At 46.3% G+C, this 23,725-nt stretch carries 22 protein-coding genes; 14 read left to right on the plus strand and 8 right to left on the minus strand.

The window, feature by feature from the left end; translation table 11 throughout:
* Position 1: 1 nt before the first annotated feature.
* The 7 genes from mscK (at position 2) to dnaX (ending at position 9,814) form a co-directional block, all read left to right on the plus strand.
* A complete protein-coding gene (gene mscK, locus CVP04_RS10265) occupies positions 2–3,331 on the plus strand; it encodes a mechanosensitive channel MscK (protein ID WP_100297420.1) in 3,330 nt (1,109 codons plus the stop codon).
* 9 nt (positions 3,332–3,340) lie between these two features.
* On the plus strand, positions 3,341–4,423 hold the full coding sequence (gene aroC / locus CVP04_RS10270) for a chorismate synthase (protein WP_100297421.1): 1,083 nt from the start codon (positions 3,341–3,343) through the stop codon (positions 4,421–4,423).
* Positions 4,424–4,516: 93 nt separating this feature from the next.
* Positions 4,517–5,392: a penicillin-insensitive murein endopeptidase gene (gene mepA / locus CVP04_RS10275; RefSeq protein ID WP_100297442.1), complete on the plus strand. Its 876-nt coding sequence runs from the start codon at positions 4,517–4,519 to the stop codon at positions 5,390–5,392.
* A gap of 10 nt (positions 5,393–5,402) precedes the next feature.
* Positions 5,403–6,170, plus strand: a complete 768-nt coding sequence (locus tag CVP04_RS10280) for a TSUP family transporter (protein ID WP_423738304.1) — start codon at positions 5,403–5,405, stop codon at positions 6,168–6,170.
* Between the two features lie 9 nt (positions 6,171–6,179).
* Complete coding sequence (lpxM, locus tag CVP04_RS10285; protein WP_100297422.1) at positions 6,180–7,133, plus strand: lauroyl-Kdo(2)-lipid IV(A) myristoyltransferase; 954 nt, start codon at positions 6,180–6,182, stop codon at positions 7,131–7,133.
* A gap of 81 nt (positions 7,134–7,214) precedes the next feature.
* Positions 7,215–7,757, plus strand: coding sequence for an adenine phosphoribosyltransferase (gene apt / locus CVP04_RS10290; RefSeq protein ID WP_100297423.1), 543 nt, complete (start codon positions 7,215–7,217; stop codon positions 7,755–7,757).
* A gap of 20 nt (positions 7,758–7,777) precedes the next feature.
* Positions 7,778–9,814, plus strand: coding sequence for a DNA polymerase III subunit gamma/tau (dnaX, locus tag CVP04_RS10295; protein WP_100297424.1), 2,037 nt, complete (start codon positions 7,778–7,780; stop codon positions 9,812–9,814).
* A 56-nt stretch (positions 9,815–9,870) separates the two neighbouring features.
* On the opposite strand, the gene CVP04_RS10300 is transcribed toward dnaX, so the two are convergent.
* The gene (locus CVP04_RS10300) at positions 9,871–11,187 is read right to left on the minus strand and encodes a cation:proton antiporter (protein ID WP_100297425.1); all 1,317 of its coding nucleotides are present in this window, start codon (positions 11,185–11,187) and stop codon (positions 9,871–9,873) included.
* A gap of 111 nt (positions 11,188–11,298) precedes the next feature.
* Between CVP04_RS10300 and CVP04_RS10305 the strand changes: the two genes are divergently transcribed.
* The gene (locus tag CVP04_RS10305) at positions 11,299–12,177 is read left to right on the plus strand and encodes an endonuclease/exonuclease/phosphatase family protein (protein ID WP_100297426.1); all 879 of its coding nucleotides are present in this window, start codon (positions 11,299–11,301) and stop codon (positions 12,175–12,177) included.
* On the opposite strand, the gene CVP04_RS10310 is transcribed toward CVP04_RS10305, so the two are convergent.
* Positions 12,161–12,511, minus strand: coding sequence for a RidA family protein (locus CVP04_RS10310; protein ID WP_100297427.1), 351 nt, complete (start codon positions 12,509–12,511; stop codon positions 12,161–12,163). The genes CVP04_RS10305 and CVP04_RS10310 overlap by 17 nt on opposite strands.
* Positions 12,512–12,602: 91 nt before the next feature.
* Between CVP04_RS10310 and CVP04_RS10315 the strand changes: the two genes are divergently transcribed.
* Together CVP04_RS10315 and CVP04_RS10320 are read left to right on the plus strand one after the other, a co-directional pair.
* Positions 12,603–13,322, plus strand: coding sequence for a YwiC-like family protein (locus CVP04_RS10315; protein ID WP_100297428.1), 720 nt, complete (start codon positions 12,603–12,605; stop codon positions 13,320–13,322).
* Between the two features lie 8 nt (positions 13,323–13,330).
* Positions 13,331–14,029 carry a tetratricopeptide repeat protein gene (locus CVP04_RS10320; RefSeq protein ID WP_100297429.1) on the plus strand — a complete coding sequence of 233 codons (699 nt, stop codon included), beginning with the start codon at positions 13,331–13,333 and terminating at the stop codon, positions 14,027–14,029.
* Positions 14,030–14,093: 64 nt separating this feature from the next.
* On the opposite strand, the gene CVP04_RS10325 is transcribed toward CVP04_RS10320, so the two are convergent.
* The 6 genes from CVP04_RS10325 to CVP04_RS10350 all read right to left on the minus strand — a co-directional run bounded on the left by CVP04_RS10325 (position 14,094) and on the right by CVP04_RS10350 (position 20,182).
* Positions 14,094–15,404: a nucleobase:cation symporter-2 family protein gene (locus tag CVP04_RS10325; protein WP_100297430.1), complete on the minus strand. Its 1,311-nt coding sequence runs from the start codon at positions 15,402–15,404 to the stop codon at positions 14,094–14,096.
* Positions 15,405–15,535: 131 nt separating this feature from the next.
* Entirely contained in the window at positions 15,536–16,948 is a 1,413-nt protein-coding gene (locus CVP04_RS10330; protein ID WP_100297431.1) for a basic amino acid/polyamine antiporter, read from the minus strand.
* 16 nt (positions 16,949–16,964) lie between these two features.
* Positions 16,965–17,858 (minus strand): homocysteine S-methyltransferase family protein, encoded by an 894-nt coding sequence (locus CVP04_RS10335; RefSeq protein WP_100297432.1) that lies wholly within the window; start codon positions 17,856–17,858, stop codon positions 16,965–16,967.
* Between the two features lie 111 nt (positions 17,859–17,969).
* Entirely contained in the window at positions 17,970–19,061 is a 1,092-nt protein-coding gene (gene ychF / locus CVP04_RS10340) for a redox-regulated ATPase YchF (protein WP_100297433.1), read from the minus strand.
* 23 nt (positions 19,062–19,084) lie between these two features.
* On the minus strand, positions 19,085–19,669 hold the full coding sequence (gene pth / locus CVP04_RS10345; protein WP_100297434.1) for an aminoacyl-tRNA hydrolase: 585 nt from the start codon (positions 19,667–19,669) through the stop codon (positions 19,085–19,087).
* Positions 19,670–19,765: 96 nt separating this feature from the next.
* Complete coding sequence (locus tag CVP04_RS10350; RefSeq protein WP_100297435.1) at positions 19,766–20,182, minus strand: EamA family transporter; 417 nt, start codon at positions 20,180–20,182, stop codon at positions 19,766–19,768.
* Between the two features lie 73 nt (positions 20,183–20,255).
* On the opposite strand from CVP04_RS10350, the gene CVP04_RS10355 reads away from it, so the two are divergent.
* From CVP04_RS10355 to xseA, 4 genes are read left to right on the plus strand one after another with little or no spacing between them, the layout of a single operon-like run.
* Positions 20,256–20,687 carry a type II toxin-antitoxin system RatA family toxin gene (locus CVP04_RS10355; protein ID WP_100297436.1) on the plus strand — a complete coding sequence of 144 codons (432 nt, stop codon included), beginning with the start codon at positions 20,256–20,258 and terminating at the stop codon, positions 20,685–20,687.
* 13 nt (positions 20,688–20,700) lie between these two features.
* A complete protein-coding gene (locus CVP04_RS10360; RefSeq protein WP_100297437.1) occupies positions 20,701–21,054 on the plus strand; it encodes an RnfH family protein in 354 nt (117 codons plus the stop codon).
* Positions 21,044–22,246 carry a ribosomal protein uL16 3-hydroxylase gene (locus tag CVP04_RS10365; protein ID WP_100297438.1) on the plus strand — a complete coding sequence of 401 codons (1,203 nt, stop codon included), beginning with the start codon at positions 21,044–21,046 and terminating at the stop codon, positions 22,244–22,246. Before CVP04_RS10360 ends, CVP04_RS10365 begins: the two co-directional genes overlap by 11 nt.
* Before the next feature lie 4 nt (positions 22,247–22,250).
* Entirely contained in the window at positions 22,251–23,591 is a 1,341-nt protein-coding gene (gene xseA / locus CVP04_RS10370; protein ID WP_100297439.1) for an exodeoxyribonuclease VII large subunit, read from the plus strand.
* Positions 23,592–23,725 lie beyond the last annotated feature (134 nt).

Consider the following 23,725-nt stretch of genomic DNA (forward strand, 5'->3'; position numbering starts at 1 on the left):
AATGAAACGACTCTCTTTTTTCTCCCGAATTTTTGCCGTATCGGTGTTATTTTGGGCGTTTAATGCGTATGCGACGGTAGAATTGCCCACCGAACAAGCCGTGCAAACTCAGTTGGCAGCGGCAAAAGAAACGGATCAAAACGATCCGAATAACAAAGCCTTGGTGCAAAATTTAGAAGACACCTTGACGTTGTTGAATAAGATCGCGAAGCAAAAGACCGATAACAAAGCCTTAACGGATTCCATCGCTAGCGCGCAAAAAGCCACGGCGAGCGCGCAAAATGCCGTAGATGAATTGAAAGAAGCGGAGACGCAAACGGCGAATACTTTCGCTAAGCTAAGTTTAGCGGAGTTGCAAACGCAGTTGAATCAAACTCAACAAAAACTGCAACAAATTCAAACTGATCTGACCGGTATTAATGCACAATTAGTGAATCAACGCGCCGCGCCGGATCGCGCGCAAGCGGCATTAAGCGCCAATTTAATTCGCTCGCAAGAAATCGATAAACAGTTATTTAATACGGAAATCGATGCGGCGGAGAGAACCAAATTGCAAACCGAAGCGGCGTTGATTGAGTTGCAAAATGCGTATAATCAAACCTTGTTGCAAGGCAACAATGATTTAACCTCGCTTTATACCGTTCAGCTGGAAGAAAAAAATCTCATTCAGCAGCAATTACAAACTAAGCAAACTCTGTTGCAAGAGGTGATTAATGAAAAAAATCTGCAAGAAACTCAGCAACAAGCGGAGCAATTAAAGCAATCGCAACAAAAAGGGAGCGATCAAACCAATCCGTTAATTGCGGAAGAACAGGCATTTAATTTAAAAATCAGTCAAGATTTAGTGAACCAAACCGCGCAGCTTAATACCTTATCGCAAGATAATTTGCGCATTAAGGGCGTGTTGGACAATTTGCAACAAACGGAACGCAACATCAACGAGCAAATCAGTGCGCTGCAAGGTACGTTGGTCCTTTCGCGCATTATTAATAAACAAAAACAATTATTGCCGCAAGATCAAATGATTAGCGGCTTGTCAAAGCAGATTACCGATTTGCGGGTTAAAATTTTCGATTTAACGGAAGCGCGCGATCATTTATATGACACGCAAAGCTATCTTAATGATCTGGAAAAGAAAAATAATATCGAACTGAAAGATGCGGAATGGGATCGTTTGACCTCCATTTTGCAGGAACGACGCAAATTATTGTCCGATACGATCACTACATTGAATAATCAACTGAATTTGGCGATTAACATTGAATTAAATCAACAACAAGTAATGGCAATTAGTGACGCCTTGCAAGGCAAATTACAGCAACAAAGCTTTTGGGTGAAAAGTAACGCGCCGATCGATTTAAGCTGGTTCGCTAACTTTTTGCCGAGCGTGAATTTTCAGCTGAAAGATATTAACGAACAAATTAATTTTACCAACTGGAAAGATAACATCGTACCGGCGACCTTGTTGATCGTTTTGCTGTCTTTTTTGACCGCACTTATTCAATGGAAAAAAGAAAAGATCAAGCAACGTTTGGCTTATATTAATACGAAAATCAATACCTTAACCGGCGATCGCCAACGCTATACGCCGGAAGCCGTGTGGTGGACGTTAGTACTTTGTTTACCGAGCACCTTGCTGTTTTTGTCAGGATTAATTTTGATCACCTTTATTTGTTTCGAAAATCCCGAACAATTTTGGTGGTGGTCGCTAAGAATGTCCGGTTATTGGCTATTTTTCGCCTTTGTTTTAGCTTTGCTGCGCCCGAACGGAATGGCGTATCGACACTTTAATATGCCGCAGCAGAACGTAAAAATTTTTTACAGCGTGTCGAAACGTTCCGTTTGGATCTGTGCATTGTGGCTGAATGCTTCTATTTTCACGCATTTGGATGCGGGTATTACCAACGATGTACTCGGTCAGGTAATGACGATTTCGATTTTAGTGATTACTTTGTTTATCGTCGGACCGCGTTTACGTTATGCGGTGCGCGTGTATCAAAAAAGCACGCAAGAAAAATCGGGTGCGCAAGGTTATTTGTTCCGATTTGCTCGCGCTTTATTGGTGCTTGCGCCGATTGCGCTCATCGTGTTGATCCTAATGGGCTATTACTACACGGCATTGAATTTAATGGAACATTTAATGTCGTCTTATTTTGTGTTTATCCTTTGGATGTTGTTCCGCGATATTATTTATCGCGGCTTCACCGTGTCGGCGAGACGCTTGGCATATCGCCGCGTGCAGGAAAAAAGCGCGCAATTTGAAACGCAAAAAATCGAAACCGATGACGGCGAAGTGAATATCGATCTTCAACAAGAAGAAGCTTTAGCGCTTTCGCAAGTGAAAGATCAAGTGAAACGCGTGGCGGATATTTTGCTTTGGTTGGCGTTATTCGGTTTGTTCTATTGGGTATGGTCGGATTTGATTACCGTCGCCTATTATTTGCAAGGCGTCACCTTATGGCAGCAAAGCGTCACCACCGATGCCGGCACTACGATGGAATCCGTCACCTTACTGAATTTATTGCTCGCGATCGTGATTCTTGCGGCGACTTATGCCTTGGTGCGCAATATCGCCGGCTTGTTGGAAGTGTTGGTGTTTTCGCGCGTTAATCTTTCGCAAGGCACGCCTTACACCATCACTACGCTATTGATTTATTTTATTATCGCTATCGGCGGCGGGATCGCGTTCTCCACCTTGGGAATGTCTTGGTCGAAATTGCAGTGGCTATTCGCCGCACTTTCCGTCGGTCTCGGTTTCGGTTTGCAGGAAATTTTTGCGAATTTCGTTTCGGGCATCATTATTTTGTTCGAACGTCCGGTGCGAATCGGCGATGTGGTGACCATCGGGAATTTCTCCGGTACGGTTTCTAAAATTCGTATTCGTTCGACAACTTTAATCGATTTTGATAAAAAAGAAGTGATTGTGCCGAATAAAGCTTTCGTCACGGAACGCATCGTCAACTGGGCATTAACCGATTCAATGACGCGCGTGTTGGTGAAAGTGGGTGTGGCTTACGGTTCGGATGTGGAACTGGTAAGAAAATTATTATTGCAAGCGGCGGCAGAATGTGATCGCGTATTGAAAGATCCGGAACCGATGGCATATTTCTTGTCCTTCGGCGACAGCACCTTAGATCACGAATTGCGGGTTTATGTGGGGAAAATCGGCGATAGAACCCGCACAGTTGACTTCTTAAATCGTCGCATTAACGCATTATTTGCGGAAAATAATATTGATATTGCGTTTAATCAGCTGGACGTATTTATTAAAAATCAATCGACCAATGAAGAAATTCAAGTGGCGTCGGAAAAACTTGGCTTAAAAAATTAAGGAATAAAAATGGCAGGAAATAGTATCGGACAACTTTTTCGCGTCACCACTTTCGGTGAATCGCACGGCATCGCGCTAGGCTGTATCGTGGACGGCGTACCGCCGGGGTTAATGCTTTCCGAACAGGATATTCAGCCGGATTTGGATCGTCGTAAACCGGGAACATCACGTTATACTACGCCGCGTCGCGAAGATGACGAAGTGCAAATTTTATCCGGCGTATTTGAAGGCAAAACCACCGGTACCAGTATCGGAATGATCATCAAAAACGGCGATCAACGTTCGCAAGATTACGGCGAAATCAAAGATCGTTTCCGTCCCGGTCACGCGGATTATACCTATCAGCAAAAATACGGCTTGCGCGACTATCGCGGCGGCGGACGTTCTTCCGCGCGCGAAACGGCAATGCGGGTTGCCGCGGGGGCGATTGCGAAAAAATATTTGCGCGAACATTTCGGCATTGAAGTGCGCGGTTATTTATCGCAAATCGGCAATGTGAAGATTAACCCTGAAACGGTGGCGGATATCAGTAAAATCGATTGGGCGCAAGTCAACGACAATCCGTTTTTCTGTCCGGATCAAAGTGCGGTGGAAAAATTCGACGAATTAATTCGCGAATTGAAAAAAGAAGGTAATTCTATCGGCGCGAAATTGACCGTGGTGGCGGAAAACGTACCGATCGGCTTGGGCGAGCCGGTATTTGATCGCTTGGATGCGGATCTGGCGCACGCCTTAATGGGCATTAATGCGGTGAAAGCGGTGGAAATCGGCGACGGTTTTGCCGTAGTCGAACAGCGCGGTACCGATCATCGCGATGAAATGACGCCGCAAGGTTTTTGTTCTAACCACGCGGGCGGCATTTTGGGCGGAATCAGTTCGGGACAACCGATTATTGCCACCATTGCGCTTAAACCCACATCAAGCATTACGATTCCCGGTCGTTCGGTAAATCTGGACAATCAACCTGTCGAAGTCGTCACCAAAGGTCGTCACGATCCTTGTGTCGGTATTCGCGCCGTACCGATTGCCGAAGCGATGACCGCAATCGTGTTGTTGGATCATTTGTTACGCTTTAAGGCGCAATGTAAATAAAGAAACATATTCATAAACGCAGGAGCGGATCGGCGAGTCTGTTCTAAAAATGAGTTTAATCAATTAATTATCATTATGCTAAATAAATTAAAAATGGGCGAACACATCGGTTCGCCCCTACATAAATTTCTCAAAACAGCGGTAATTTCCACCGCACTTTTGGCTGCTGCGGCGGCAACGGCGAATCCGCAATATTGGCAATCGGTGAAACGTCCGATTCCGGGCGAGCCGACTCCGGTCGGATCATACAGCAATGGTTGTATTATCGGCGCGCAGCCGCTGCCGTTTGACGGTGACGGTTATCAAGTAATTCGTACCAACAAAAATCGCTATTACGGTCATCCCGATATGATCGCGTATTTGCAACGTCTGGGTAAAAAAGTGAAAGAGGCGGGAATGCCGACAATGCTTATCGGCGACATTGCAATGCCGGGCGGCGGGCGTTTTCTGACCGGACACGCCAGTCATCAAGTGGGTTTAGATGCAGATATTTGGTTGAGAATGGGGCGCTTATCCGCCGCCGATGCGCAAGATCCGTCTGGAATGGGCTTATTGGTGGTGAATCGTAAAGCGCAGCGGGTGGATGATAATTTATGGACGGAAAATCACACGAATTTGATCCGCTTGGCGGCGCAGGATAAACAAGTTAGCCGTATTTTCGTCAATCCGGCGATTAAGTTGAAACTGTGCCAAACCGTGCGCGGCGATCGCGCGTGGTTGCAAAAAATTCGTCCGTGGTTCGGTCACGATTCGCATTTTCACGTTCGTTTAACTTGTCCGCAAGGCGCGAGTTATTGTGAAAATCAAGCGCCGGTGCCGGCGGGTGATGGTTGCGGTGATGAATTATATTCTTGGTTCGAGCCGGCAAAACCGTCCTCAACACCGGCGAAACCCAAAGCCGTTCCGCCTGAACCGATGCTGTGTCAACAAGTTATCAACGCACCGAATCGGAGCGAATGGTTAGAATAAGGGAAATAAAATGATCGAATTAAGCGTTCAGTTGGTGGTTATCTTATTTTTTGTCGCGCTCATCGCCGGTTTTATCGACGCTATTGCGGGCGGCGGCGGGTTGATCACCATTCCGGCATTATTAATGACCGGTATGCCGCCGGCGCTTGCTTTAGGAACGAATAAATTACAGGCTTGCGGTGGATCTTTTTCGGCAAGTTTGTATTTTTTGCGCAAAAGAGCGGTGGATTTAAAAACATTTTTTTTGATTATTTTGATGACGTTTATCGGCGCGGTGCTTGGTACGGTGCTGATTCAAGCAGTGGACGCGAGTATTATTAAAAAAATCTTGCCGGTTTTAGTGTTATTGATCGGCTTGTATTTTTTATTTACGCCGAAATTGGGCGATGAAGATCGGCATCAACGGATTTCTTATGCCGCATTCGCCTTTACGGCAGGCTTAGGCATCGGCTTTTACGACGGCTTTTTCGGGCCGGGGACGGGATCTTTATTCAGCTTGGCTTGCGTAACCTTGCTCGGTTTTAATTTGGCGAAAGCCACGGCACACGCGAAAGTGCTGAATTTTACCTCAAATATTGCGTCGTTAATTTTCTTCTTGCTCGGCGGACAAATTATGTGGACGGTCGGTTTGGCAATGATGGCGGGGCAGTTTATCGGCGCAAATTGGGGCGCGAAAATGGTGTTAAGTAAAGGCAAAGCGCTGATTCGACCGATGGTTGTGGTGATGTCCTTTATTATGACGGCGAAAATGGCGTATGACCAAGGTTGGTTCGGCTAAGGAGCATAAATGGCGGAGCAAAATGATATTCGTTTAACCGCGCGCGTCGGCTATCAAGCCCATTGGTCGTGGTCTTATTTATTGCCGAAATATTGGGGCGTCTGGCTCGGCATTGCGGCGCTTCTGGTGCTTGCCTTTGTGCCGTTTCGGCTGCGCGATAAATTGGCGGCGAAATTGGGTGTATTGATCGGACGCAAAGCGAAAAAACAACGACACCGTGCCGAGGTGAATTTGCGCTATTGTTTTCCGCACTGGACGGATGCGCAACGCGAGCAAGTGATCGATGAAATGTTTGTTTGCGTCACGCAAGTAATGCTAGGCATTGGTGAAATCGCCGTGCGCTCGGCGAAGCATTTGCAAACGCGCAGCGAATTTATCGGTTTGGAGCATATTAAGAACGCCAAAGCGGAAGGCAAAAATATTATTTTAATGGTGCCGCACGCGTGGGCGATCGACGCGTCGGGCATTATTTTGCATACGCACGGAATGCCGATGACGTCAATGTATAATCCGCATCGTAATCCGTTAGTGGATTGGCTATGGACGATGACTCGTCAACGTTTCGGCGGCAAAATGCACGCGCGCCAAAACGGTATTAAACCTTTTTTGAACGCGGTGAAAAAGGGCGAAATGGGCTATTATTTACCCGATGAAGATTACGGCTCGGAATTGAGTGAGTATGTTGATTTTTTCGCCACTTATAAAGCGACCTTACCGGGCTTAAATAAAATGGCGAAATTGTCGAAAGCCGTGGTGATCCCAATGTTTCCGCGCTATAACGCCGAATGCGGCAAATATGAAATGGAAATTCATCCGGTAATGCAATTAAGCGACGAACCCGAACAATCTGCCCGCGCGATGAATCAAGAAATCGAAACCTTTGTAACGCCGACACCGGCGCAATACGTGTGGATTTTGCGCTTGTTAAAAACGCGCAAAGACGACGAGGATATTTATCGTTAAAAAAGCGAATTTATGTTATGATTCGCGTCGATAATTTTAAAAAAACGGTTAAATTTTTGACCGCACTTTTTAGGTAACAAAATGCATAATTCATTAGAACTCATCAAATCATCCATTAAATCTATTCCCGATTACCCGAAAAAGGGTATTATTTTTCGTGATATTACCGGCTTAACCGAAGTGCCGGCGGCGTTTAAAGCGGCGATCGATCTGATTGTCGCCCAATATCAAAATAAAGGTATTACGAAAGTCATCGGCACGGAAAGTCGTGGATTTATTTTCGGTGCGCCGGTGGCGTTAGCCTTGGGCGTTCCTTTCGTATTAGTACGTAAACCGGGCAAATTACCGCGCGAAACCATTGCGCAATCTTATCAGTTGGAATACGGTGAAGATACCTTGGAAATTCATACGGATTCCGTTCAAGCCGGCGATAACGTGTTGATTATCGACGATTTATTGGCAACCGGCGGCACGGTGGAAGCCACGGTAAAATTGGTACAACGCTTACAAGGCGAAGTAAAACACGCCGCTTTCGTGATTAATTTGCCGGAATTGGGCGGCGAAGCGCGCTTGCGCGGTTTAGGTGTTGAGCCTTTCACCTTGGTTGATTTTGCAGGACATTAATTTTCATTAAAGGACGGCTGATGAGTTATCAGGTTTTAGCAAGAAAATGGCGACCGAAAAATTTCGCCGAAGTGGTCGGACAGAGCCATATTTTGACCGCACTTTCTAACGGCTTGAAAGAAAATCGCCTACATCACGCGTACTTGTTTTCCGGCACGCGCGGCGTGGGAAAAACCTCAATCGCCCGTCTGTTTGCAAAAGGCTTGAATTGTATCAACGGCGTCACCGCCGATCCTTGCGGCGCTTGCGAGCATTGCAAAGCCATCGAAGAAGGGCGTTTTATCGATTTAATCGAAATAGACGCTGCCTCGCGCACCAAAGTGGAAGATACGCGCGAATTGTTGGATAACGTGCAATACAAGCCGACGCAAGGTCGCTATAAAGTGTATTTGATCGACGAAGTGCATATGCTATCGCGTCATTCCTTCAACGCCTTGCTTAAAACCTTGGAAGAGCCGCCGGAATATGTCAAATTCTTGTTGGCGACCACGGATCCGCATAAATTGCCGATTACCATTCTCTCGCGTTGTATGCAATTTCATTTAAAAGCCTTGGAACAACCGCAAATCGCCGCACATCTGGCGCATATTCTTGACGCGGAAGGTATCGCTTACGAATCCTTGGCGACGGAAAAACTTGCCAAAGCGGCACAAGGCAGTATCCGCGACGGGTTAAGTTTAACGGATCAAGCGATCGCAATGACCAACGGGAATATTACCTTAAGTGCGGTCAACGAAATGCTCGGTTTGTTGGACGATAACCAGCCCGTCGAAATTTTATATGCGCTGCAACAAGGCAACGGCGAAGCTTTGATGAAATGCGTTCAATCCGTTGCCGAACAAGGCGGCGATTGGGAAGAATTACTCAATGCCGTAGCGGAAAACCTGCATAAAATCGCAATGCGTCAGTTGTTGGCGCAAGGACGGATTAACGACGAAGGCCCGATCGGTTTTCTGGCGAAGCATATTTCGCCCGAAGACGTTCAATTCTTTTATCAAATTATCGTTAACGGACGTAAAGAATTGGCATTTTCGCCGGATCGTCGAACCGGTGCGGAAATGGTCTTATTGCGTGCCTTGGCGTTTCATCCGAAATTGATCGCGCCGATCGCCGTGCAATCCGTTGACGCTCCTAGCGTTTCGCCGATTTCTGCGCCTGTCGTCGTGCCGCAAGAATCCGCACCGAAATTAGTGGAAATGCCGGTCGTATCGCAAGCGGTGAAAGCGACTTATTCTTCACAAAGCGGGCGTGATACTGCGACGAACTTATCCGACAATTCCGCGCTTGCTGCGTTAGATGCCTTGGAACAACTTTCCAAACCCGTGTCGGATATTGCCGTTTCCGCCGATAGCGAAAAAAAAAACCGTAATCTCCGTAAAAGTGCCGAACCTTTAACGCCACAAAACGTAATATCGCCGCAGCCTTCGGATTCCGCCGAACCTATTGCTACGCCGCAAACCGCCGAAACGGCGAAATCAAACGAAAGTGCGGTAGAAAATCACGCAGAAAATGACGGCGAAAACGAAGAAAACTACACGGCGGAAACTTATCGTTGGGAATGGATTAATCCCGAAATGGCAAAAGAACAAACCGCCGTTCGCCCGTCGGAAATCAAACAAGCCATTTTGCAGGAAATGACGCCCGAATTGCACCAACGCATAATTCAAACGGCGCGGCAACGTGATGAATGGACGAATATTGTGGAACAAATCGATATTGTCGGTTTGGCGAAAGAAATGGCAATTAACTGCTTCATTTTACAACAAACGGAAAATCGGATTCGACTGGGGTTGCGTTCTTCACATTCTCATTTGAATCGGGAAAAAAATTATCACGCATTGAACGCTGCGTTGAACGCATTTTATCAAAAACCGCTGGAACTGGTGCTGGAGGAAAATGACGACGCGGCTTATTTCACACCGGCGGATTATCGACATTCCATTTATCAGGAATTTAGCCAACAAGCCAAACAGGATTTACAGCAAGATAAAAAAATTCAGCTTTTGCAGAAAGAATTTGCTGCAAATCTGGATTTAGAAAGTATTCGTCCGGTTTAGTCTTTTCTTATTTCATCGGTCGCTTAAGCGACCGATTTTTTTGTCTCACACCAAGGTTAATTGTCTTTTTTATGCAGTAAGTCCATATATCCGCGACGTTGTAAGGTGGCTTCTTTAGATTTTTTAACCATTGTTTCAATGGTTGTGCCTTGTACCAAAATCGAGAACATTACCACAGCGTAGGTCATTACTAAGATCAAATCACGAATATCCATTCCGATAGCGGGAATGAATAAGCCGCCGGTCGGGATCGAAAGTGCCATTGCCAGCGATAACCCGCCGCGTAATCCGCCCCAAGTTAAAATTCGCAACGTATAAGGATTATATGTTGTTTTTCGGCTGAGAAATTTGAACGGAATCCAAACGCTGATGTAGCGTCCCAATAAACAAATCGGGATGGCAATCAGGCTTAATAGAAAACCTTGGGTGGTGAAATCGACCAATAATAGCGCCAAGCCGATCAAAAGGAATAGCAAAGAGTTCAAGAAATGGTCGATCATTTCCCAAAAGTGATCCAAATTGTGCCGACTTTGTTCGGAAAAGCCGGTATTGCGCGTCCAGTTGCCGATCATTATGCCGGCGACCACCATTGCCAAGGCGCCGGAAACGTGCAATAAATTGGCGAGCATAAATCCGGCGGTCGGAATGGTTAAAGTTAACAGAATTTCCAAGCTGCCGTCATCGGTTGCGGAAATTAAAAAATGCGCAATAACGCCGATGACCAAGCCGAAAGCGATTCCGCCCAAGGCTTCCACTAAAAATAATTCGGAAATGCCACTTAACGTCGGCGAATGTCCGCCGAAAGCAATGGCAAAAATCGTGGTGAAAATCACTAAGCCCACGCCGTCGTTAAATAAGGATTCGCCTTCCACTTTCATCGATAACTTTTTCGGTGCTTTTAAATTTTTAATAATCGCCAACACAGCAATCGGGTCGGTCGGCGAGATAAGCGCACCGAATAACAGGCAATAAATCAAATCGACGGGTAAACCGATTAAGGTAGTGAGCGCGAATAAAAATAAGCCGATTAAAAAGGTCGAGGCGAGGCTGGAAAATAATGCCAAAATCGTGATTTCTAATTTTTGGCTTTTCATTACCGGTAATTTAATTCCCAATGCACCGGCGAAAAGCAAAAAGCCTAAAATACCGTTAAGTAAAAAGCTTTTAAAATCAAGCTGTTCCATTATGTCACGGGTGATGTTATCTAAATTAAACCAATTTAAATAACCGAAAACCAGTAATCCTAAGGAACCCACCATTGATGTGGCAGTGACGGCGATAGTATATTGAATTTTGTCACTGATTTTTTGTGTGACAAAGCCGATAAGAATAGAAATTGCCGATAAAAAGCAAATATAAGTATAGACGTTCATAAAGAGCCTTAGCTAAAATCCGAGTGAGAAAATGGTATCCCTAAATGGAATTGGCGTAGTATAAGTAAACTGCTATGATTTAGAAAGATTCATCCGACAAAATACATCAAAATGAGTAAGGTTAAAGGCTTTTTATTCTTGTTTTTCGCATTAATCGTTATCGGCGGCGGATATGTTTATTTAACTATCAAGATTGAGACGCCGCCTCGCGCCAACTTTTCAACGGCGACGAATGCGGATTACTATGCAAAACCGCTCGGCGAAAACATTCAATGTTTTGAGCGCACGAGCGCCGTTGCGCCGATTTCGCAAAATACTTTCCGCTTATTGGTGTGGAATATGCATAAAGGGCAGGATCAAGGGTGGCAAACGGCGTTGTCCGAATTTGCCGAAGATCGGGATTTTTTACTTTTACAGGAAATTTCCGAAAATATGTCGCTGCCCGCCGAAATTTCCGCGCGATTTTCCACCGCACTTTACGTTTCCGCGTTTCGTTATCGCGGCGAGCTTTCGGGTGTGGGCGCATTGACTCCATTTATTCCGCAAACTTATTGCGTCGGCGCTTCGACGGAACCTTGGATCCGTATTCCGAAAGTCGGCAACGCAATGATTTTCCCGCTTGAAAACAGCGAATCCTTATTGGTGATCAATGTGCATTTGGTGAATTTCGAATGGTATCCGACATATTATAAACGCCAGCTTGAAGCAATGTTGGCGCTTGCCGCCGCACATCGCGGGCCGATTATTTTAAGCGGCGATTTTAATTCGTGGAATCAAGGCAGATTAACTTTCTTGCGTGAAACGGCGCAGCAATATCAATTAACGGAAGCGACTTTTCAGCCGGATTATCGTCTGCGTTTTTTCGGGCATCCCTTGGATTGGGTATTTGTTCGCGGCTTAAAGGTTGTGCAGGCAACAACGGTTGAAACCGACAGTTCCGATCACAATCCGTTGTTGCTGGAATTGAAATTGCTTACTGCGCCGCAGTAATAACGATTTCCACTTTCCACGCCGGATTGGCGAGTTTGGCTTCCACCGTCGCGCGGCTCGGTGGGTTTTCCGTATCCACCCATTCGTCCCACGCACGATTCATTTGTGCGTAATCTTGCATATCGGCAAGGAAAATTTGTGCGCTGAGAATACGGCTTTTATCCGATTCCGCTTCGTTTAACAATTTATCAATGAGCCCTAACACTTCTTGCGTTTGTGCGTAAGCGTCGGCTTGCTCGTTTTCGGCGACTTGTCCGGCAAGATAAACCACACCATTATAAATACTGGCTTCGGATAAGCGACCGTTGGAATAAAGACGTTGAACTTTTGACATATTTTTCCCTCTAAAATTAACACGGAAAGATTATACCGATTTTGTTTGAAAACCACTAAAATTCTTTTATTTTTAACCGCACTTTAAACCGATGAAATTACTGATTTCCAATCAACACGGCGCGATTGTAATGGCGCTAATGCCGTTTCTATACGGCGCAGCGTTGTCGCAACAACTGATTTGGCAGCATATTTTCTTGCTGGCGGCGTGGTTTGCGCTGTATTTAATGACTTATCCGTTTTTTAATTTATTCAAAGGGCGGAATTTGCCGTTATATCGGCGTTGGACGCTAGGTTATGGACTGGCGAGTGCGATATTCGCCTTGCCCGCCTTGTTGTATAATTGGAAAATGATTTATTTTATTGCGGCGATGTTGCCCTTTGTCGCTATTTCGGTGTATTTTGTCAAACGAAAGGACGAACGGGCTTTATTGAACGATCTTGCCGGCATCTTGATTTTTTTAATTGCCGGAATGGGCGCGTATTATTTCGCCGAAAGGGCGTTTGATGCGAAAATTTGGCTGATTCCGTTATATCAAGGTTTATTTTTCCTCGGCACCACGTTATATGTGAAATCCGTTTTGCGCGAGCGAAAAAATCCGCGTTATTTATGGGCTTCCATCGGATTTCATTGGCTTTGTCCGTTATGTTTTATCTTCGCCGAACAATACGGCGTAGCCCTTGCTTTTGTCTTGCCTGCGGTGCGTGCCGTGCTGCTGCCGAAAATGAAATTATCGGTGAAAGAGGTCGGATTGGCGGAAATGGCGGTGTCGCTGTACTTTTTTATCATCATTTTATGGGCAACCTTATAGAGAATCGAATGAAGAAATTGATTTACGGATTATTGTGTTTGGCAACGGCGGTTTATGCCGAAAGCGATCCGGTACCTGAAAAAAACGCGATAACATCCGACATTAGCGCGCAGAACGTATCGCCGGAAATGAGCGATCAACAACGACGTGACGCGGCGCAAGCGGCGGCGAATCAAGGAAATTGGACGGCGGCGTTCGAATGGATTTATCCGCTCGCATTAAAAGGTGATGCCAATGCACAAGCCAATGTCGGCATATTATATTTACAGGGAAAAGGCGTTGAGAAAGATACCGAGAAGGCCTATTGGTGGCTAAGCGAAGCGGCGGAGCAGGGCAATATTAAGGGCATAAATTACCTTGCGTTTATGTATTTGGACGGTAACGGTACGAAAAAAAGCTTGCCGCACGCGATGAAATTATTACAGAAAACCGCGAATGCCAAGGATCAAACTGCAATGTTTGTGTTGGGAATGTTGTATTATCGCGAACTGAAAGATTTCAAAAATGCCTTTTTGTGGTTGGAAAAAGCGGCGAAGGCGGATCACAACGAATCGAAATTCCGCTTGGCGACAATGTATGAAGAAGGCAAAGGCACCAAACGCAATGCGGAAAAAGCGGTTTATTGGTATCAACAAACTTTAAAACAATCGGATCGTTTCGCCGAACAAGCGCAAAAACGTTTGCAACATTTACAAATGCCGAAATAATCCTTTATTTTTCAAATAAAAAACGGGAGACAAATGATTGCCTCCCGTTTTTTTAGCGCAAAAATTAAGGATTTTCTTTCGCCGGTTTATCTTCCGGTAGAATCAAGTTCAAAATTAACGCTAATAATGAACCGACCGTAATACCCGAACCTAGAACTTCTTTGAAAAAGTGCGGTAATTTATCCAATAATTCCGGACGTGTCGTTACCGCAAGTCCGCAACCGATTGAAATCGCAATAATTAACCCGTTACGTTTGCTGCGTTCAATGCTGTCTAACATCTGAATCCCTGCGGCGATAATCATTGCGAACATCATTAACCCCGCGCCGCCCAACACCGGCAACGGAATGGAAACGATTAACGCGCCGAACACCGGAAATAAACCGGCAAGCGCCAATAATCCGCCGGTGAGGGCGACAACGTGACGGCTGGCGACACCGGTGAGGGAAATTACGCCGATATTTTGCGAGAACGAAGAAAACGGTGTGGTGGACATAATGGCGGCTAAAGCGGAACCCAATCCGTCGCATAACACACCGCCGCGTAAATGTTTGCCGGTGATTTCGGTTTTGGTGGCGTTGCCTAACGCAAGAAAGTTTCCGCTGGATTCTACGATAGTGACCAAATAGGCGATAGACATCCCGATGATCCCCGCGATCGGAAATTCCAAACCGAAATGCAAGGGTTGCGGAACGGCGAAAACTTGCGCATTTTTCACCCCGTCGAAACTTACCCAACCCAGCGCAAGAGCGACGATATAGCCGGTCATCATCCCGATAACGATAGCAGCGGCGGAGAAAATACCTTTACCCCATTGCACGAGCACCACCACGATAATTAGCACGAAACTTGCCATTGTGAGATTTTCCGGTGTGGCATAATTGGCGTCGCCGCGCTGACCGCCGGCAAACCAATCCACCGCGACCGGAATTAAACTTAATCCGATCATCATTACTACCGTGCCGGTAACGACCGGCGGAAAGAGTTTACGAATGTACGGCATAAAGAAACTGCCGATAATCATCACCAAAGAACCGACCAACGACGCGCCCAAAATGCCTGCGACACCGGCTTCGCTGAAACCGATCGCCAAGGCTGCGGCGACGAAAGTAAAGCTAGTACCCATTACGCTCGGTAAGCGAATACCGATAGGCCCGATACCGCGACATTGAATGATTGTCACCACACCGGAAATTAACAACGCAGCATTAACCAAAGTAATGGTATCTTCGGTCGGCAACTGTAATACATTCCCGATTACCAACGGCACGGCGATAATACCACCCAAAGCGGCAAGTAAATGTTGCGCGGCTAATAACAAACTTAACCCGAACGGCGGTTTATCTTCCACGGAATAGAGTAGATTTGAGTTCATAGTTTTCCTTAAAAATAAATAATGATGGCGAATTATACTGTAATTTTTGATTTGCGCAAACGTTTGCGTATTGGGTGAAAAAAGCGCGGTGAATTTTCACCGCACTTTTAGCCGATTTTTATGTGAACGGGTTAGCCCCAATCGAAATTTAATAAAACCTGAATCGCCCAAATAAATAATAAGGCAAATACCAGCAATAATCCCTTTTCCCATTTGTTCAAATTGAATTTGCCGCCTTGGTGACGATAACGGGAATGTAAGAACAGCGCGATACCCGGCACATACAGCGAAACGGAAATTAATAAATAATCCAATCCTGCGGCGTATAAAATCCAAATGCCATATAATGTTGCCATAAAGCCGGTTAATTTAATGTGCCACGCGGCGTTTTGCAAAAACGCCAGTTTCAACAAATAAGCGCCGATCAACAAATAAGGCACTAAAATCATTGACGTGGAAATCAGCAATAAAGCTTCGTAACTTTTGCCGGTTAATAGCACCAACACTAAACAAAATTGCACGATAAAACCGGTAAACCATAAAGAATTAATCGGAATATCATTGCTATTCAATTTGTTTAAAATTTGCGGAAACGCACCATTTTGCGCGCCGCGATAAGGAATCTCAGAGGAATACATCGTCCAACTGATATAAGATGCCAACACCGACACGATCAAGCAAAACGTGATGATAATTTTGCCGCTCGAACCGATCATTTCGTTCAATAAGCCCGCCATTGACGGATTCGGCATTGCGGCGATAACTTCACGCGGTAAAATACCCAGAGATAGCACCGTAATCGCCACATAAAGCACCAAGGCGATGACAATGCCGAGCACCGTCGCCAAGCCGACGTCCGAACGTTTTTTCGCGTGCGCAGACAACACCGCCGCACCTTCAACGCCGGTGAATACCCAAAGGGTGATCAGCATTGTATTTTTAACTTGATCGCTCACCGAGTTGTTTAATGCGCTGCCTTGCATATCTTGTCGGAAGGTTTCCGGCGAGAAATACCACAGCGCTAAGGCGATAAATAAAATCAACGGAAACACTTTCACTACGGTGGCGACTAAATTCACCGAGGCGGCTTCTTTCACGCCTTTGGCGATTAAAAGATGTACCAACCACACGATAACGGAGGAGCCGATAAATGAGGCGACGGTATTACCCTGACCGAAAATCACCTGATTTTCGCTGTCGGTAAAGGTGCCGATGCCTTCAAACGCCACCACTAAATAGCCGACGATACCGATTGTGGCGCAAAGCCAATAGCCCCAAGCGGACAGAAAGCCGGTTAAATCGCCGAATCCTTCGCGCGCATAGGTGTAAATTCCGCCGTCCAATTCCGGTTTTAAGCGAGAAATATAGAAGAAAGATAGTCCCAAAAAGATAATGCCCACGCCGGTGATCGCCCAGCCGATCAACAAGGCTTCGGAGCCGGCGACCGCCGCCATATTTTGCGGCAAACTGAAAATACCGGAGCCGATCATTGAACTCAAAACTAAAGCAGTGAGTGAAACTAAACCGATTTTTTTATTCGACATTACGAACTCTCAACCCTTAAGCCTTGAAATGCGCAGCAAGATGACGAATATGATCAATGCCGATACCGCAACAGCCGCCGATAATGCTCGCGCCGCAGTCCGCCCATTTTTTTGCCCAAGTTAAATAGGCTTCGGGATCTAAGTCGCGGCGTACTTCGTCCAAACCGTCGTTTGCCGTTGCGTCTTTCGGTTGCGGCGCAAAGGCGTTGGCGTAAGCGCCGATACGAATTTGCGTCGCATTGTGTTCGCGTAAGAGGGTTTGAGTGATTTGCAAGGCGCGTTCGATTACTTCCGGTTGGCAGCAGTTGAATAAAATCGCGCTTACGCCCAATTCGATCATTTTTTCCACCGCACTTTTCACCGTTTCTCCCGAACGTAATTGCGGTTCCGGCGTCGGTTCGTCGTCGATGAGGGTGAACGACACCCAAAACGGACGATTATCCGGCAATAAAGGCTTAATGGATTGCGGCTCTATAATGGCGCTTTGGGTTTCGCATAACCAAAAGTCCGCATAAGGCGCAAGCCCGTCGATAATCGGTTGCGCCAATTCTTTTACTCGCTCGGCGCGGAATAAATCCGGACGGTAGGAACCGAATAACGGCGGAATGGAACCGGCGATTTGCACGGATTTATCTTGTTTTTCCACCGCACTTTTCGCCAAGCGACCGGCTAAATCCGCCAAGGTTTTCGCGTCGGCGGCAAAGCGTTGTTCGCCGATATGAAACGGCACCACCGCATAACTGTTGGTAGTAATTACATCCGCGCCGCTTTGAATAAAATCTTCGTGCACTTGTTGCACGGCGGAAGGCAGTTCGTAAAGCGAAAGCGCCGACCATTCCGGTTGGCGAAAAGGTGCGTTTAAGCGCATTAATTCACGGCTCATTCCGCCGTCAAGGATTGTGATTGTCATCAATTAAGCTTCCCATAATAAAATAATCGGGTTCGTCTTTAGCGAACCAAGTTTTTCAAGGTAAAAAAATACCGCACTTTCCATTAAAGTGCGGTGATTTTTCAGTGAGTTTTACACGTTGAAACGGAAGTGCATTACATCGCCGTCCTGCACGATATAATCTTTTCCTTCCAAACGCCATTTGCCGGCTTCTTTGGCACCGTTTTCGCCTTTGAATTGAATGAAATCTTCATAGGCGATCACTTCGGCGCGGATAAAGCCTTTTTCAAAATCCGTGTGAATTACGGCGGCGGCTTTCGGTGCGGTGGCGCCGACGGAAACCGTCCACGCGCGCACTTCTTTGACGCCGGCGGTAAAATAGGTTTGTAGATTCAACAGGGCATAGCCGGCGCGAATCACGCGATTTAACCCCGGTTCTTCAATGCCTAAATCTTGTAAAAATTCGGTTTTTTCATCGTCGTCCAATTCGGCGATTTCCGCTTCGATTGCCGCACAAACCGGCACCACGACCGCGCCTTCTTTTTCCGCGATTTCGCGCACGCGATCCAAATACGGATTATTTTCAAAGCCGTCTTCGTTCACGTTGGCGATATACATCGTCGGTTTTAAGGTTAAAAAGTTATAGCTTTTTATGGCTTGCAATTCGTCTTTATCTAATCCGACGGAACGAATCATTCCGGCATTTTCTAACACCGGCAGAATTTTTTCCATAATCGAAAGTTCGAATTTCGCGTCTTTATCGCCGCCTTTCGCACGTTTTTGCAAACGTTGAATCGCGCGTTCGCAGCTGTCTAAATCCGCCAATGCCAATTCGGTGTTAATGGTATCGATATCTTCCGCCGGATCGATTTTACCCGCGACGTGAACGATATCGTCGTTTTCGAAACAACGCACAACGTGACCGATAGCGTCGGTTTCGCGAATATTGGCTAAGAATTTATTGCCCAAGCCTTCGCCTTTGCTTGCACCGGCAACCAGACCTGCGATATCGACGAATTCCATAGTGGTCGGCAACACGCGTTCCGGTTTCACAATTTCGGCTAAGGCGTCAAGGCGCGGATCCGGCATCGGCACCACGCCGGTATTCGGTTCGATAGTACAAAACGGATAATTCGCCGCTTCGATACCGGCTTTGGTTAATGCGTTAAAAAGAGTCGATTTGCCGACATTCGGTAAGCCGACGATACCACATTTAAATCCCATACTGTTTTCCTTTATTGTTTATTTTATGCTTTAAAGCCGTTCAACCGATTTGTTGCTTTGGTTATGCCGTCTTTGAATAAGATTTCTACACAACTGACGGCTTCATCCAATGCTTTATCGATTAATTGGCGATCCGCCGGCGCAGGTTTGCCTAACACATAAGCGGAGACCAAATTTTTGTCACCCGGATGTCCGATTCCTACGCGTAAACGATAGAAATTTTTATTGTTGCCTAATTGCGCAATACTGTCGCGTAATCCGTTGTGTCCGCCGTGACCGCCGCCCAATTTGATTTTTGCCACGCCGGGCGGCAAATCCAATTCATCGTGAATCACCAAAATTTCTTCCGCTTTAATCCGATAAAATCCGGCTAAGGCACTGACCGCTTTGCCACTTAAATTCATAAAAGTGGTCGGCACTAAAAAACGAATTTCCTCGCCGTTAATCACCGCGCGCGCGGTTTTACCGAAAAACTTGTTTTCTTCTTTTAAGCTGAAATTGAATCGCTCGGCAAGCCGATTGATCAACCATTCTCCCGCGTTGTGACGAGTTTCCGCATATTTTTCGCCGGGATTGCCCAAACCGACGATTAATTTGATTTCCGACATTATTTGTTCCCGTTTAACGAACTTGTTTCTCGTTTCGCCTAAAAAATAGTGCGCTATTGTAGCGGAAAAGCGCGTTTGACTCAATTCCCAAGGCGCTTATAAGGCTAAAACCAGCACGCCCGACAAAATTAACGCAGCGCCGATAAGCAACTTGGCGCTAATCGGCTCGCCTAAAATCACCACGCCTAAAATAATCGCGATGACCACACTGAGTTTATCAATCGGCGCCACCCAAGACGCCGGCGCTATTTGCAGCGCACGATAATAACATAACCAAGACAAACCGGTGGCGACGCCGGACAACAGCAAAAACGTCATCGGTTTGACGGCGATATGTTGCGGCAGTTGCCATTCGTTGCGCATCGTAATAATGCCGCCCGCGACGAATAACACCACGATCGTTCGGATAAATGTGGCTAAATTACTGTTGATACCTTCTACGCCCAATTTACCCAAAATCGCCGTTAAACCGGCAAAAAACGCCGAACCGACGGCAAACCATAACCAATTCATATTCTTTCCTTATTTTGACCGCACTTTTTCGTTATAATAGCCTAATCCGTTTCATATATCACGACGAATTAAAATGCCGAGTATTAATCAAAGCGCGTTAGTCCCTTACAGCGCCGAACAAATGTATGATTTAGTTAATAATTACGAGCGTTATCCGGAATTTGTGCCCGGCTGCGCCGCAAGCCGCACCTTAACTCGCACGGAATCCGAACTGACGGCGGAATTGGTGATCAGCAAAGGCGGAATCAGCCAACGCTTTACCACCAAAAACACAATGGAAGAACATCGCTCGATTAAAATGCAACTGGTGGAAGGGCCGTTTAAGTTTTTACACGGCGAATGGCGTTTTGAGCCTTTGGACGAACAATGCTGCAAAATATCCCTGCGCTTGGATTTCGAATTTTCCAGCCCGATTATCGCTTTGGCGTTCGGTAAAATTTTTACCCATTTAACCGCCAAAATGATCGATGCGTTCAAACAACGAGCGAAAGCCGTTTATCAATAATCAAGGAGCGAAAATGGCACAGATAAATATCGAAATCGCGTATGCTTACCCCGAACGTTATTATTTGAAAAATTTTCAAGTGGAAGAAGGCACAATGGTGCAAAGCGCGATTTTGCAATCGGGCATTTTGCAACAATTTACCGACATTGATTTACGTGAAAATAAAGTCGGCATTTTCAGCCGACCGGTGAAATTAACCGATCAACTCAAAGACGGCGACCGGATCGAAATTTATCGCCCGCTATTGGCGGATCCGAAAGAAATTCGCCGAAAACGTGCCGAACAGCAACAAAAAGAAGCCAAAATACAAAAAGAGGCGGAAAAAGCCGCTAAAAAAACGAAACAGGAGCCGCAAAATGAGCAATAAATTCTGCTTACCCGATCACATCACCCCCGAAATTTTTCTCAAAGAATATTGGCAGAAGAAACCTTTATTGATTCGTAACGGCTTGCCGCAAATCGTCGGGCAATTCGAACCCGCCGATATTCTTGAATTGGCGCAAGGCGAGGATGTTACCGCGCGTTTGTTGAAACAATATTCGGAAGATAATTGGAAACTGAAACTCAGCCCGTTAAGCGAAGCGGATTTCGCCGAACTGCCGGAGCAATGGACGGTGTTGGTGCAAAATATGGAGCAATGGTCGTCGGAGCTCGGCGAACTGTGGAACCAATTCGGCTTTATTCCACAATGGCAGCGCGATGATATTATGGTTTCCTACGCGCCGAAAGGCGGCTCCGTCGGCAAGCATTACGACGAATACGACGTGTTTCTTGTGCAAGGCTACGGACATCGCCGCTGGCAATTAGGTAAATGGTGTAATCCGAGTACGGAATTTAAGCCGAACCAACCGATTCGCATTTTCGACGATATGGGCGAATTGGTGTTGGACGAAGTAATGGCGCCGGGCGATATTTTGTATATTCCGTCCCGTTTGTCCCATTACGGCGTTGCGCAAGACGATTGCTTAACGTTCTCCTTCGGCTTGCGTTATCCGAATTTAACCGATTTATTGGAAAACGTGCAAAAAGGCTTTTGTCATCAAAATCCGGACATCGATTTAACCGCGTTTAATATTCCGTTGCGATTAACGCCCGATTTGCAGCAAGCCGGCGAGCTCGCGCCGCAAGCGGTGGCGGAAATGAAACGGCAATTTTTGGAAAAACTGGCGAGTGACGAACAATTTGATCGCCTGTTTCAGCAAGCGGTCGCCACGGCGGTCAGCGCGCGCCGTTATGAACTTTTCCCGACGGAAGAAATGTCCGATCCGGAAGAAGTGCGGTCGATTTTGGCGGAGGAAAACGGCATTTTGCGTCAAGACAATAATTGCAAATTGGTTTACAGTCAAAATCCGCTGCAAATTTATGCTAACGGCGAATGGTTGGACGAATTGAATCCGTTGGAACGCTCTTTGCTTAAACGCTTGGCGGACGGCGAATGTATTGATTTCGCCGATTTATCTGCGCTAGTGGAAACGACGCAAGATAAAGACACTGCGCTGGATTTGTTGTTGGACAGCATTTGCAACTGGCTTGACGACGGTTGGGTTTTGTTGGATTAAGCAAATGACGGAAGCGGCAATTTATAGTGTTTCACAACTGAATCAATCCGTCCGGCAGCTGCTGGAAGGTCAGTTGGGTTTAGTGTGGTTAAGCGGCGAAATTTCCAATTTCACCCAGCCTGTTTCGGGACATTGGTATTTAACCCTGAAAGACGAAAACGCACAGGTGCGTTGCGCAATGTTCCGAATGAAAAATCTGCGCGTGAGTTTTCGTCCGCAAAACGGAATGCAAGTGTTGGTGCGGGCGAGCGTGAGTTTGTACGAACCGCGCGGCGATTATCAATTAATTATCGAAAGTATGCATCCCGCCGGCGAAGGCTTGTTGCAACAACAATTCGACGCACTGAAAATGAAATTGGCGGCGGAAGGTTTATTTGCGCAAAATTTAAAGAAAAACCTACCGCACTTTTGTCAATCCGTCGGCGTGATTACTTCATCGACGGGTGCTGCCTTGCAAGATATTTTGCAGATTTTGCAGCGACGGGATCCGAGCCTAAACGTGGTGATTTATCCCACTGCCGTGCAAGGCAAAGAGGCGACGGAAGAAATCGTGAAAATGATTGAACTGGCGAATCGCCGGCAAGAAACCGACGTTTTGATTGTCGGGCGCGGCGGCGGCTCGTTGGAAGATTTATGGTGTTTTAACGAAGAAGCGGTGGCGCGCGCGATTTTTAATTCCGCGTTGCCGATTATCAGCGCGGTCGGACACGAAACGGACGTCACCATTGCGGATTTTGTCGCCGATGTCCGCGCGCCGACGCCTTCCGCCGCGGCGGAATTGGTTAGCCGTGATCAAACGGAATTAACCCGCCGATTACAACATCAGCACCAACGGCTGGAAATGGCGTTCGACCGTTATTTCGGGCAAAAAGCGCAAGATTTACAGTATCTTCGCCTGCGCTTGCAACATCAACATCCGCAAGCTCGCTTGAACGCGCAAGTCGATTATTTACGTCAATTACACCATCGTTTGACGCTGGCAATGCGCCGTTCGGCAGATAAAAAACAACAGCAATTTTCGCAGTTAAACGAACGTTTACGCAAAAATCCGCTGCCTTATCAGCTACAAAAAAATCAACAACATATCGCACAAGCGCAAGTGCGGTTACATTCGGCGTTGGAAAAAATTACCGTCTCCAAAGGGCACGCTTTGGTAAATTTATGCGGCAAATTGGACGGATTAAGCCCGTTAAAAGTGTTAGCGCGCGGTTATTCCGTCACGCACAACGAGCAAGGGCAAGCGATAAGCGACATCAGCCGAATTCGCCTTGGTGAACGGCTGACAACGCGAGTTGAAAACGGCGTGATTATTAGTCGAATCGAAGAAACGAAAAAAGTCGATTAATCTTTCGGGCGGAAATTGTGTTTTCATCGATTTCCGCCGATTCTTTTACTTTTCCCGAACAAAAATAAATGTATAAAATGCTAAAAAAAGTGAATAAAATCAAAAATTTTAGTTGTTTTTTTTTTTTTTTTTTT

Source organism: Caviibacterium pharyngocola (assembly GCF_002795405.1).
GTDB classification, from domain to species: domain Bacteria; phylum Pseudomonadota; class Gammaproteobacteria; order Enterobacterales; family Pasteurellaceae; genus Caviibacterium; species Caviibacterium pharyngocola.

Coding starts and splice junctions, on each gene's coding strand:
- CVP04_RS10330 (WP_100297431.1), bottom strand. CDS start 16,948: ATGTCGAATAAAAAAATCGGTTTAGTTTCACTCACTGCTTTAGTTTTG.
- CVP04_RS10315 (WP_100297428.1), top strand. CDS start 12,603: ATGAAATTACTGATTTCCAATCAACACGGCGCGATTGTAATGGCGCTA.
- mepA (WP_100297442.1), top strand. CDS start 4,517: ATGGGCGAACACATCGGTTCGCCCCTACATAAATTTCTCAAAACAGCG.
- CVP04_RS10335 (WP_100297432.1), bottom strand. CDS start 17,858: ATGACAATCACAATCCTTGACGGCGGAATGAGCCGTGAATTAATGCGC.
- CVP04_RS10300 (WP_100297425.1), bottom strand. CDS start 11,187: ATGAACGTCTATACTTATATTTGCTTTTTATCGGCAATTTCTATTCTT.
- CVP04_RS10280 (WP_423738304.1), top strand. CDS start 5,403: ATGATCGAATTAAGCGTTCAGTTGGTGGTTATCTTATTTTTTGTCGCG.
- CVP04_RS10350 (WP_100297435.1), bottom strand. CDS start 20,182: ATGAATTGGTTATGGTTTGCCGTCGGTTCGGCGTTTTTTGCCGGTTTA.
- CVP04_RS10320 (WP_100297429.1), top strand. CDS start 13,331: ATGAAGAAATTGATTTACGGATTATTGTGTTTGGCAACGGCGGTTTAT.
- mscK (WP_100297420.1), top strand. CDS start 2: ATGAAACGACTCTCTTTTTTCTCCCGAATTTTTGCCGTATCGGTGTTA.
- CVP04_RS10360 (WP_100297437.1), top strand. CDS start 20,701: ATGGCACAGATAAATATCGAAATCGCGTATGCTTACCCCGAACGTTAT.
- ychF (WP_100297433.1), bottom strand. CDS start 19,061: ATGGGATTTAAATGTGGTATCGTCGGCTTACCGAATGTCGGCAAATCG.
- CVP04_RS10305 (WP_100297426.1), top strand. CDS start 11,299: ATGAGTAAGGTTAAAGGCTTTTTATTCTTGTTTTTCGCATTAATCGTT.
- CVP04_RS10310 (WP_100297427.1), bottom strand. CDS start 12,511: ATGTCAAAAGTTCAACGTCTTTATTCCAACGGTCGCTTATCCGAAGCC.
- CVP04_RS10325 (WP_100297430.1), bottom strand. CDS start 15,404: ATGAACTCAAATCTACTCTATTCCGTGGAAGATAAACCGCCGTTCGGG.
- xseA (WP_100297439.1), top strand. CDS start 22,251: ATGACGGAAGCGGCAATTTATAGTGTTTCACAACTGAATCAATCCGTC.
- aroC (WP_100297421.1), top strand. CDS start 3,341: ATGGCAGGAAATAGTATCGGACAACTTTTTCGCGTCACCACTTTCGGT.
- apt (WP_100297423.1), top strand. CDS start 7,215: ATGCATAATTCATTAGAACTCATCAAATCATCCATTAAATCTATTCCC.
- pth (WP_100297434.1), bottom strand. CDS start 19,669: ATGTCGGAAATCAAATTAATCGTCGGTTTGGGCAATCCCGGCGAAAAA.
- dnaX (WP_100297424.1), top strand. CDS start 7,778: ATGAGTTATCAGGTTTTAGCAAGAAAATGGCGACCGAAAAATTTCGCC.
- lpxM (WP_100297422.1), top strand. CDS start 6,180: ATGGCGGAGCAAAATGATATTCGTTTAACCGCGCGCGTCGGCTATCAA.
- CVP04_RS10365 (WP_100297438.1), top strand. CDS start 21,044: ATGAGCAATAAATTCTGCTTACCCGATCACATCACCCCCGAAATTTTT.
- CVP04_RS10355 (WP_100297436.1), top strand. CDS start 20,256: ATGCCGAGTATTAATCAAAGCGCGTTAGTCCCTTACAGCGCCGAACAA.